At 61.9% G+C, this 11,632-nt stretch carries 8 protein-coding genes; 4 read left to right on the forward strand and 4 right to left on the reverse strand.

Features of this window, described 5'->3' with window-relative positions:
* From EOA32_RS25080 to EOA32_RS25090, 3 genes are all read right to left on the reverse strand, one after another.
* On the reverse strand, positions 1–1,542 hold a 1,542-nt coding region (locus EOA32_RS25080), incomplete at its 3' end, for a hypothetical protein (RefSeq protein ID WP_128373156.1).
* Between the two features lie 433 nt (positions 1,543–1,975).
* On the reverse strand, positions 1,976–2,710 hold the full coding sequence (locus tag EOA32_RS25085) for an isoprenylcysteine carboxylmethyltransferase family protein (protein ID WP_245499379.1): 735 nt from the start codon (positions 2,708–2,710) through the stop codon (positions 1,976–1,978).
* Positions 2,707–3,006, reverse strand: coding sequence for a hypothetical protein (locus EOA32_RS25090; RefSeq protein ID WP_128373157.1), 300 nt, complete (start codon positions 3,004–3,006; stop codon positions 2,707–2,709). Before EOA32_RS25090 ends, EOA32_RS25085 begins: the two co-directional genes overlap by 4 nt.
* A gap of 810 nt (positions 3,007–3,816) precedes the next feature.
* Here EOA32_RS25090 and EOA32_RS25095 point away from each other — a divergent pair.
* The gene (locus tag EOA32_RS25095) at positions 3,817–4,281 is read left to right on the forward strand and encodes a hypothetical protein (RefSeq protein WP_128373158.1); all 465 of its coding nucleotides are present in this window, start codon (positions 3,817–3,819) and stop codon (positions 4,279–4,281) included.
* Positions 4,282–4,434: 153 nt separating this feature from the next.
* Here EOA32_RS25095 and EOA32_RS25100 read toward each other — a convergent pair whose 3' ends face one another.
* The gene (locus EOA32_RS25100; protein WP_245499380.1) at positions 4,435–5,739 is read right to left on the reverse strand and encodes a hypothetical protein; all 1,305 of its coding nucleotides are present in this window, start codon (positions 5,737–5,739) and stop codon (positions 4,435–4,437) included.
* Positions 5,740–6,169: 430 nt separating this feature from the next.
* Here EOA32_RS25100 and EOA32_RS25105 point away from each other — a divergent pair, with 430 nt between their 5' ends.
* The 3 genes from EOA32_RS25105 to EOA32_RS25115 all read left to right on the forward strand — a co-directional run.
* Positions 6,170–9,274, forward strand: coding sequence for an efflux RND transporter permease subunit (locus EOA32_RS25105; protein ID WP_189407351.1), 3,105 nt, complete (start codon positions 6,170–6,172; stop codon positions 9,272–9,274).
* Complete coding sequence (locus EOA32_RS25110; RefSeq protein WP_128373160.1) at positions 9,261–10,139, forward strand: hypothetical protein; 879 nt, start codon at positions 9,261–9,263, stop codon at positions 10,137–10,139. Before EOA32_RS25105 ends, EOA32_RS25110 begins: the two co-directional genes overlap by 14 nt.
* Positions 10,140–10,217: 78 nt before the next feature.
* Positions 10,218–11,632: efflux RND transporter permease subunit (locus tag EOA32_RS25115; RefSeq protein ID WP_145971347.1), on the forward strand; the 1,415-nt coding region annotated here is incomplete at its 3' end.

Below are 11,632 nucleotides of genomic sequence, written 5' to 3' on the forward strand. Positions count from 1 at the left end.
CAGCGCCTGCGCTGTTTCAGTTGCAGCCTGCTCGGCATGCACTTTCGCCGAGACAGCCTTAGCTCGCTCCTGCTCAGCCGCGTCGCGCTCGAGGCGGGCTCTGTTGACGTCCTCTTGGGCCGATATTGCTGAAGCGCGTTCGCGTTCCAGAGCCTGCGCCGTCTCGGCGGCAGTCTGCTCGGCACGCTCTTTGGCTAAGACGGCCTTGGCTCGCTCCTGTTCGGCCGCGTCGCGCTCGAGCCGGGCTTTGTCGAGGTCCGCACGGGCCGCGACTGCCGAAGCCTGTTCCCGCGCCAGTGCCTGCGCCGTCTCGGCAGCAGTCTGCTCAACCCTTGCTCGCGTCGTGGCGGCACCGGTCCGTTCCCGCTCAGCCGTGTCCGCGATCGCGGCCTTGGACTGCTCCATTTCAGCGATGTCGCCACGAAGGTCCTCCGACTTCCGGCGCTCCTCGTCAAGCATCCCGCTCGCTTGCGCCAGCGAAGCCTCGGCTTTGGCGCGATCCCCGGCGGCTTTGGCTTCCAGCTGTTCAATTTGCGCTCGCGCTTGCGCTAGGTCGCGCGCCATCTGTTCGGTTCGCTCCCGTTCGAGGCGAGCAGCGGGCATCTGTATAAAGACATGGTCGATGGTTTCGCTGATCCGCGCGCGGACATCTTGCGCAATCCACCGCAATGCCTCGAGCGTGCGGGCTGCCACAAGTTCGTTGCGCAAACGCTCCTCGTTGGCGTCGTCGGCGGCTGCCATGCTTGTCTTCAGCACCTCGATCTGCTTGCGCGTCTCAGCGAGCGCACTCTCCAGAGAGGCACTCCTGGCGCGCTCCTCCTCCATCGCTCGGTGCTCCTGGCCAGCCAATTCCGTGGCAGCTGCTGCCTGAGCACGAGCTGCCTCGACCTGTGCTTCGGCAGCGTTGAGATCCGGGTTCGGCAATTCGCCGCTCGTGGGTGCGTCGGCTGATTCGGGCATATCCAATGCCGTGCTGGCAGGAATCTCCAAGCGGCGTGAAAGATCGGGAAGGGAGTAGCTATCGGCCCGCGAAACAGCGGGGGCGCTTTCGACCGGCTTTTGTCTCGTCAACGCATAGCCAAGCGGCACGGCCAGACAAATTGCGGCGACGCTCAAGCGTAACAAGGGGCTCGTCGGCCTGCGAACACGGGGAGGTAAGGCCATGGCGAAGCTTGTCGCCGGAGCGAAAGCATTGGGCAGGTCCTCGCGCGAGTTCTCGCCCGCTTCGGGCGTCGTGTTGAGATAATCCTTTCGCACCCCGGACTTACCGGAGTTTAGACCCTGAACATCCGGGGCCGGGGGCACGGCGGCCCGGGAAGAAGCCGCCTTGGCTGCAAGATTGCGTGGGCGATCCCAGGCCCAAGAAGCCTCATCGAGGGGAATAGGCGTGCTTTCGCTCAGGTAGCCATACTGGTGACGCCGTCTCGCTGCGATGAGGATACGCCGGACCACAAGGAAGAAGCCTACCAATACAAATATTGTCATCCCGCCCAGGAGAGCGAGACCTGTGTCGTCTGCGTAAAACCCGGCAAGATCTGACATTGCCGTACCTGCGCGGTTTCCGATGTAACTTTAAGCTCGTGACGCGGTGTGTGGCTCCTCGCCCTGGCTAACTGCCTGCCTTCGAAGTTGTCATCGCTTCGGCCCCAGTACTGGGGGAATTTTGTCGATGCATGGCTGGGCGCCGGTCGAAAGCCAGCTCGCGCCTCTCCATCCTCAACGTCCCGGGGAGTTCTTCCACGGTGCGCGCCATGCCACCATTTCGGAGTCTGGACGCTCCATCGTAAAGCTAGGTCACAGACCTCGGTGGTCAACCATCCTGGGCGACAGTTCGGCCATGCAAAATGGCCATCGCGGTGCCGGCACGAGCGCCAAGACTCCCGCGGCTACCTCATCAAGCTCGACGAACCGGTGACGATGCCGAAATCGGCCATTTGGTCCTGCTGCCGAGAGAGGATCTGGCACTTGGCGGATATCAGTAGATCGTCATGAGGATCGGCAGGTAACTGCCTGCTCGCAGTTGTTCGATTGCTTCAATGGCGGGAAAGGCTGCGGGGAAGTACAGTCCATCCTGGAAGTTGCGCTTGAGCGCTTTCGGGGAGAAGACAACTTCGGCAGAGTCCGTATATTGGGACAGTTTCGGCCAGAACAGCGGCGTATAGCGCGCATAGGAATCGTATTGCGAGCCGAAGATCGTCTTCAGGTGTTCGGCCTCCTTGGCTGCCGTGATGACCAAGATCCAATAGCTGAAAAATCCCAGCGCCAGAGCGACGGCGATCGATCCATGGATCAATCCGATCCCAGCTGCTCCAAGCGTAGAAAAGAGATAGAGCGGGTTTCTGGTCAACGAGTAGGGGCCGGAGGTAATCAACTCCAGATTCTTCTTTGAACCGATATAGAGAATGCTCCACATCCTGCCAACGAAGCAGGTGAGGACCAGGCCGAGACCCGCCATCTGGATCAGCTCATGTGCGCCCCCACCCAATCCGGGGTGCGAAAACAGGATAACAGTTGCGGCAACCAGCCCCGCTGCCCGAGCGGCGTTTATCCGCATCCTTTGATTGACTGGTTGAACTCTCATCGAGGCCCCCGGGAATGAAGAGGCCGCGTTTCTGGGCTCCGCATTTTGACGGCACCCCCCGATATGCGGCTCGCTTGCGCTTGCCAGGCTTTGCTGGCCGTGCGGTTGAACAGGAGGGGTATCGATCATTGGATCGTCTCCTCGGTAAGCTGAAGGAAGACGTCCTGGAGCCGCCCGCTCTCGGCCTCGAAGGCGAGGATCGGCATCTCGGCGCGGATCAGGACGTTCGGGATTTCGTTGTTGAGCTGGCGGCTTGGAGGTGTTTTGGTCGGATCAAGAAGTTCGACGCGCAGCCACCCCGCGTCTCCGTTGACAAAATGTCCCGTGATAGGCTGCAGAATGGTCGTCAGGATGCGGGTGGAGGTCGCTTCTGTGTCGATCGTTCCCCCTGCGCGCCGGCCGGGTTCTTGGCTTGCTCGGCCCAAACGGCGCTGCAGGCAAAACGCCTTTCGTGACCCATAGGACTTGTTAGGGTCTTCGGGCGCGAAGACGTGAGCAGATGAGCCGGGCGCTACGGCGACACTTCCGCGAGACATTCAGTGCAGGCTCCCTCGTGCCTGCCAGCACGCTTTCAGGTTGACGCGCCTATTTATCGCTGCGGTCGTTAGGCTTTACGATTCGGCAGTTGAGCTGACTCGCTTGCGACAAGATTACCCCTTTTTGCGAAGGGGCCTCGTCCGTGATGTCCGACATCAACGCCAGAGTGGGCTTAACTGAGAGAGCGAGATTTCGGCTCATTATAGCGCTTGAAGGAAGTCGTCGCCGAGCAGGCGCTGGAGCTGCGGCTGCAAAAGAGCATGATCGCGACGGGAGCGACGACGGCCCCCGGAACGGCGCCACCTCCCGCTGGGGACGTCCGGAACCTCGCATGAGCCGCTACGGCTTTCGGTTAGGCCGGCAAAGCCGTTTTGGGCTATCGGTCCGCCGGCGCGCTTTGTCCTATCTTGGGTTTCCAACGTCGGGCAACGGTCGTTCAGGCTGCCTTAGCCAGCCTACGCTCCGCTGGGTAGCGCGGCGCGTGGGTTGCGCAACACTTGTCAACTTGGTGGGTCGCAGTGCTGTAGGCGAAGCTCGCGCAAATCGTACAAACCGCACACCGCCAGCAGAGCCATAAGCGAGGAGTACGCGAACTCGGCGCCCCGGCAGAGGCGGCAAAGCGGCACTGCGTGCTTGTCTGGTCGACTCCAGTGTTGGTGCTCCGTGAAAGCCGATGAGGTCATATGAAGGAGATTCCCATGAAACCTGTTCGTTACTGCCTGGCGCCCGGCGCGTTCGTCCTCGTGCTTGCCGGGGCGACCGGCGCGTCGGCCGCGGAACAGCCGATCGCCTGCAAGAAGGTGCCGTTGGTGGTGCGGGACATGTTCCACAAGGATTTTCCCATCGCCAAGGTCAAGGCATGCGCCCGCGAGGTCGAGAACGGAGAACTGGTCTTCGAGATAGCAAGCGTCGAGGGCGCAATGACGCGCGATGTGCTCTACCATCAAGACGGCAAGGTCATCGTCGTCGAGGAATCAATTCCGATGGAAGCGGTGCCTCAATCGGTGCGTGCGGCCATTGATACGAAATTCGCAGGTGGAAAGATCAAGCTTGCGGAGAAGCTGATGCGCGACGGCAAGGTGAGTTACGAGTTCCAGATAAGCTTCAAAGGCAAGAACGTGCAGCCCGTCTTCGATCCGGATGGAAAGGAAGTGAAGGGCTGATGGACGCAACTCTTGTGCTGAAGGGTCGCTGAAATAGCTTCAATCAGCCTGAGGGAAGGAACAAGTTCGGCGCATGCAGACGGGCTTGCGGACCTCACTCGAGTTCAGCAGAAGGCAGCCGTCAACAAGCGTCGGACATCCGGACGATCGAGCCTACCTGCCTAACTTCACGTGTCCACCGAACTGGAGCGTCGCGCGCACACTGAAGGTGTGCGTTCTCTCGTCCTCAGCATTCTCCGCGAATGTGTAGCCGGCGCCGAGGTTCCATTTCGCCGCGCCGGACGGCGCGTCTTCTTCCCCGGACGCATAAATCACTTCGAAATCCGCCAATTGCTCGCGGGTGTCCGGACCGTCGGCGACAAAGTTCCGCTGCTGCGTGTAGGTGGCTATGTAGGTCAAAGGTTGCACTTCCAGCGCGACAGAGCCGGTGAGAAGCAGAGCGTCGTCCGGACCGCCGTCGAAATGCTTGAGGTAGGCCGATTCGCCGAGAAGCCTCAGTGTGTTCCCGTTAAGGTCGAAGCTTCCAGTGGCGGCAGCAAGGTAGGCCAATTCATTGCCGGTCCCCGGCAGCGGTTCCTCTTCTTCTTCTTCCTCCTCCTCCCCTGTGTCAGCGGACAGCCCGGGCTTCTGGTATCGGATGCCGAGCCGATAGCCGAATTCACCGTCCTTGTAACAATCGCCCTTTTCCGCCCCTTTGCAGCCATCAAGGGTAACCGAGAATGAGGATAAACCGGTGGTGTTGCCGGCACCGCCATCCGCCAGCGTGGTCCGTCCACGGTTGGTAAAGAGCGACTCGCTGAGGAACGTCCGGTCGGTCGTGAATACCGTCGCGGCCAAGGCATTGTTCAGCCCAAAGCCCTCGAAGCCAACAACAGCTTCGCCACCCAGACGTTCGTCAGCGTCAAAAACAGACGCCAGATCCGGGGCGTGTATCCCCGGCAGGGCTTCGCTGGCCAGGCTGAACACCGTGTCGAACTTTCCGGCCCTCACGGTCAGGGGATCGACCTTAGCGAGAGCATAGAGCTCACCGACATAGGTGCCGATCCCTTGAAAGGCCGCATTCTCCCCGGGTTCCGGGTCGACCACGGGCTCGGTAATGATGGCACTCACGAACCGAAGATAATCCGTCGGCGCGTAGAAAAGATCGAGCTCCAACTTCGGAAAGAACACATCGGATCTCAGGAAAGACGGATGTGCGCCAAATATCCAGTCGTTCTGCAGCTCCGCGGTAGCCTCGTACCCCGCGCAGGGCGCAGCGCATTCCTCGGCCAGAGCCGGTATCGTTTCTTCGGCCAGAGCCCGCTCGTGCTCCTCTGCCAGTGCCGAAGCCGAAGAGTACAGCAGCCCTATGCCACTAAGTGCTAAGATAAAAAGGCGAATGACCTGCGAGCCCCCATGAGATGCACCACGCGTCGATGATATCCGATGAGTCCACTGTGGCAACTGCGATTTCGTCATTTTGTCCCTTACAAACGCGACTTGTCCGATACAAACGCAAACGTGTCGCATCTCTACAACACTTCTTTGCTATTCCGCGCCCGGTACGCTCGCCGAGGACCGCCGGCGCAGCAAATTGGCGGTCCCGCTTCGCCTTCCTCGTTCGCATGGCACTCCCGGACCGAAGCAAACTGCGCCACGGCACGCCCAGCCTTTTGCTGGAGGCGCACTCCCACGCAACCGACGCGAGCACTCACGCGTGAGTCACGATCATAATAAATTTGTATGAACTATTTCTCTACTCCGAAAGTTAGAGGTCGCCGGATATACGGTAAAAGCGCCTTGCAATATTGATTAATTATGCGGCGCCCTCCCGCATGATACGCTTTGGGACTGTCTCTGATCTGTCGCAGGCGCGGTTTCGCGCGCCGCGGAATCGTGGGGGATTGCCGTGCTGCAAACGCTCGTCAAGCTGAGTCTGGAATTTCGGCATCTGGTCATAGCAGCCGCGATACTCCTGGTAGCGGCGGGTGCCGTTCTTCTTCCCAAGGCCAGAATCGACGCTCTTCCCGAGTTCGGGGCGCCGGTCGTGGAGGTGCAGACCGAGGCGCTCGGCTTGTCGACAGGCGAAGTCGAAAGCCTGGTGACCATCAATCTCGAAGAGATTCTGACCGCGACGCCGTTCCTCAAATCGATTCATTCCAAGTCGGTGCCGGGGATGGCTTCGGTGTTGCTCACCTTCGAGCCCGGCATGGATCCAATGAAAGCCCGACAAATGGTGCAGGAGCGTCTTACGATGGCTTGGGCCCTGCCCAATGTCTCGAAGCCACCCACCATGCTGCAGCCCAAGTCGGCGGCAGGCCGTGCCATGATCGTCGGACTGTCGTCCAAGACCGTGTCGCTGATCGACATGTCGGTGCTGGCCCGGTGGACGATGACGCCGAAGCTGCTCAGCGTGCCGGGCGTCGCCAACGTCGCGATCTGGGGCCAGCGTGCTCGCCAGCTTCAGGTGCAGATCGAACCTCAGCGCCTCGAATCGGCCGGCATCTCGCTTGATGAAGCCATAGAGAGCGCCGGGGATTCGCTCTGGGTCTCGCCGCTCAGTTATCTCGAAGCGTCAGTACTCGGAAGCGGAGGCTGGATCGACACGCCGAACCAGAGGCTCGGCATCCAGCATGTGCAACCGATCAGCAAGGCCAGCGACCTGACGAAGGTTGCTGTCCCGTCTTCCGCGCTCAGGCTAGGAGACGTCGCCGAGGTCGTCGAAGGCCATCCGCCGCTGATCGGTGATGCGATGATCAACGGGCAGCCTGGCCTCATTCTCGTCGTCGAGAAGCTTCCCAACGTCGACACCAAAGCGGTCGTAGCGGGGGTCGAAGCTGCGCTCGCGGAGTTGAGCCAAGGCATGCCGGGCATCGACGTCGACGCCTCCCTCTACCGCGCCTCCGACTACGTCGACAGCGCCTTGGCCAATCTGGTCCGGATGGTGACCGCCGCCATGGTGGTCGTGTCCGTAGCCCTCTTCCTGTCCTTGACGCCGGTCGGCGCGGCGAGCATCGCCGTCGTCGCGATCGTCCTGTCGTATGTCGCGGCACTCGTCGCTCTCTATTTCAGCAGCCCCATATTCAACCTGATCCACCTGGCCGGCCTCGCGGCCGCGCTTTCCCTCGTCGTCGACACTGCGGTAGTGGCTGCCGAGGCCATCGGGCGGCGCCTCCGCGCCGATGGCGGCCGTCCGGTCGCCGCGCCTCTATTCGATGCGATCGGCGAAATCGGCAAGCCAATGATCTATGCAGCGGTGATCGGTCTGCTGGCGGTCGCTCCGATACTCGGACTCGACGGCGAAACCGCGGCATTCTTCCGGCCGCTGGCTCAGGCCTATGGCGTCACGGTGGCCGCTGCCATGGTCGTCGTGCTCTTGGCGGCGCCCGCCCTCGCGATGGTCTTTTTCCGCTCGGGCAGCGCAGCAGGAAACAGGTCCGAACCTGTGGTGGCGCGGCTGTTCGGTGCAGCCTACGGGCGGCTGCTGGGCAAGTTCTCGGCGACGACCGGTCCTGCCTATGCGATCGTGGGTCTCGGTGCGTTGGCGCTACTCGCGGCGACGCCCGCCCTGAAGTGGTCGCCGTCGCCGTCCTTTGACGAAGGCACCGTCCGCGTTTCGTTCAAGGCCGCGCCGGGTGCATCCTTGCCCGCCATGATCCGGACGATGGCGCGACTGGAATCCGAAGTCCGCGCAATCGACGGAGTCAGCTCCGTCGCTGGCCATCTCGGCAGGGCCATCACGGGCGACCAGGTCACCGGCATCGAATCCGGGCAGCTCTGGATTGGCCTCGACGAGCGGGGGAACCGAGCCGCGGCACTGTCGCAAATTCGCAACACGATGGAAGGCTTCGCGGACCTCGAGGTGAAGGTTGAAGGCTATCTGGCCAGTACGGCCGGGCGGATCTTCGCCGACGCCGGCGAACCAGTGGTGGTCCGCATCGAAGGGGCCGAGACGGCCGTGCTTGAAGAGCAGGCAAAGCTCGTCGCGGCGAGAATCGCCGCCATTGACGGCATCAACTCCGTACGTCTCGACAAGAACGCTTTCTCGCCCGAAATCGAGGTCAAGGTCGACGTTGCGGAGGCGGCCGCACGTGGACTGAAACCGGGGGACATCCGGCGCGCGGCAGCGACGGTCTTCGCCGGGCTCGAGGTTGGCAATCTGTTCGAGCAGCAAAAGGTCTTCGACGTGGTCGTTTGGGGGACTCCCAACGCACGAAGCAGCATCGCCGACGTCGAGAATCTTCTGATCGAAACGCCTGATCGCCCGCATACACGCCTTGGCGATATCGCCGAGGTGCGGATGGTGCCGCAGTTGAGCACCATCGAGCGTGACGGCGTCACGCGCAGCATGGACGTTCACGCCAGCGTCGCAGGCCGCAGCGTCACGGCAGTGGCGGAAGACGTGGCGGCAGAACTCAAGAAGGTGCAACTCCCCTTCGAATACCATGCCTACGTTCGAGGCGAGTATGCCGAGAGCCGTGCAGCCATGCTGCAGGTGACGCTCTTCGCAGCGTCGGCGGCAGTCCTGATCTTTTTCCTGCTGCAGGCGGCATTGCAAAGTTGGCGACTGGCGACCGGCATGTTCCTTTCGCTGATGGCAGTATCGGGTGGCGTCGCGGCGATCCTCGTGGCGGTAACGGGCACCGTTTCGGTTGGGGCGCTTGCCGGACTTCTCGCCGTCCTCGGGCTTGCACTCCGCAACGGTCTGGTTCTGGCCAGCCGCGTCGATCAGACCGGGGAGGGTGACGAATCCTGGCCGGATCTTGTCGCTGCGGCCGCGCGCGAGCGCTTCGCGCCCATGCTGACGAGCACGCTGGTCACCTGCCTCGCCTTCCTTCCCGCAGTGGTCATGGGCAGCGCCGCTGGTCTGGAGATTCTGCATCCAATGGCATGGGTTGTGATCGCAGGCGCAGTCATTTCAGTCCTGATCAATCTGTTCGTCCTACCGGCCATGATGCTCCATTCCGGCCCGGTTTCACGACGCCTTGGAGGAGTTGCACATGCTTCGCAATAGGCTTTTTCTTACGTCATCCCTCGTCGCCGGTGTGGCTTTCGTCGTGGTTGCCACGGGATCCTTCGCGGCCGCGGAGTCGCCCGCAGGCGCGCCTGCCAAGCTGGTAGAGGTCGCAGGTTCACCATTTCCACGCGTGGTTCTGACCGAACAGGCCTCCAAACGACTGAGCATCCAGACCGAAGCGGTGCGGGAGGAGATGGCGAAGCGGTGGATGATGATGAACGCCCAGGTCGAGATTGCGAGCGGTGAACCGTCGGTGAATGCAATTACGGAGACGGCTTCCATCGCGCCGGCCGGTGAAAGCGGCCAAGCACGGCAATCCCTGATCAAGGTGCCTGTGGACGCGGCGAGCCAGATGTTGATCGCGGTTGTCGCCGACGAGGATGACGACGACGAGACCGGCGACCACGACGAGTTTGCCGAGATTTTCGGCGTCGCCAACCCGGCGGACGAGGATAAGGATGGTCTAGTCGTCGTGCTGCTGACCGGCCAAGGCCGCTCCGGTAAATATTACAAGGCGCGGCCGGTGGCGGTGACGGACCGGGACGACGGGCGGTTCTTTGAATTCCTCGAGGCAAGCAGCGGCGTCAAGCCCGGCGATCATGCGTTCGTGGCGATGAAGGCGCCGGAGAGCGGCAGGATGGCGAAGATCGTGCCCTACTCGTCGGTTATCTACGACGAGCACGGGAACAGCTGGCTCTACTCCAACCCGGAGCCGCTCGTCTTCGTCCGCCAAAAGGTGGCTGTCGAGCGCGTCCTCGGCGACATAGCAGTTCTGTCGGACGGACCAGCGAGCGGTACGCCGGTCGTGTCGGTCGGCGCGGTCGAGCTGATGGGGGTTGAACTGAAGTTTGGCGGGCACTGAGCGGGCGTGAAAGACATTCCGCCGCTTGCGAACGCCTGAGTTAGCCGGCGTCCAATCATCCGAACAAAGGACAGGGCCATGTTCCGCTGGATCATCGGCACGAATCTGAAATACCGGTATCTGGTACTGGCCGCGGCAGCGCTGATGGTGCTGCTGGGTTTGGACGTGTTCCGCAAGATGCCCGTGGACGTCTTCCCCGAATTCTCCCCGCCGCTGGTGGAGATTCAGACCGAGGGTATCGGCATGTCGACCGCTGAGGTCGAGGAGCTGATCACCATTCCCCTCGAGGATGCACTGCGCGGCACACCGGAACTCGACGTCATCCGCTCGAAGAGCGTGATGTCGCTGTCCTCCATTGTCATGATCTTCAAGCGGGGAACCGACATCATGCACGCGCGGCAGCTCGTCCAGGAGCGCGTGCAGCTTGCGTCGGCCAGACTGCCGTTCGGCTCGAGCCCGCCCGTCATGCTGCAGCCCTTGTCCTCGACCAGCAGGACCATGAAGATCGGCCTCTCGTCGAAGGAGCTCACTCAGCTCGACCTGTCGATGACCGCCTACTGGAAGATCCGCTTCCGCCTGCTGCGCGTGCCCGGCGTCGCCAACGTGGCGATGTGGGGCGAAAAGCTCAAACAGCTGCAGATCCAGGTCGATCCCGCGCGCATGCTGAAACGCGGCGTGACGCTGAACGAGGTCATGGAAGCTTCGGCCGATGCGCTGGACTTCGGCCTGCTGCCGATGGCGAGCTCAGCCAAGAGCCAGACCGTAGGCTTCATCGACACCGCCAACCAGCGGCTGTATGTCGGCGCCGACGTAGCGTCCAGCGTGAAGCTGGAAGACGTTAAGAGAATTCCGGTCGAGTCGAAGGCCGGCGAGCAACTGGTGCTGGCGGACTTTGCCGACGTCACCTGGGGGGAACCGCTGCCGATCGGCGACGCTGTGATCAATGACGGTCCCGGCATGATGCTGATCGTCGAGAAGTTCCCGTGGGCGAACACGCTGGAGGTCACGCGCGGCGTCGAGGCAGCCTTCGCCGAAATGAAGGACGGCCTCAAAGGTATCGACGTCGACCTGCAGATCTTCCGCCCGGCGACGTTCATCGAGCTCTCGATCCACAATCTGACAATGGCCTTGCTGGTGGGATCGGTCCTGGTGGTCTGCGTTCTCGGCGCCTTCCTGTTCGAGTGGCGGGTGGCGCTCATCAGCCTGCTGGCGATTCCGCTCTCTCTGGTCGCCGCGGGACTTGTTCTCTACTGGCTCGGGACGACCATCAACACGATGGTGCTGGCCGGCTTTGTCGTGGCGGTGGGATCGGTGGTGGACGACGCTATCATCGACGTCGAAAACATCACACGGCGATTGCGCGAGAATCGCCGCAGCGGCGCTGGCAAATCGGTGGCATCAGTCATCCTGGAAGCATCGCTCGAGATCCGCAGCCCGATCGTCGCCGCAACCCTCATCATCGTCATCTCGGTCATTCCTGTGTTCTTCATGGG

Source organism: Mesorhizobium sp. M1A.F.Ca.ET.072.01.1.1 (genome assembly GCF_004023325.1).
Lineage (GTDB): Bacteria > Pseudomonadota > Alphaproteobacteria > Rhizobiales > Rhizobiaceae > Mesorhizobium.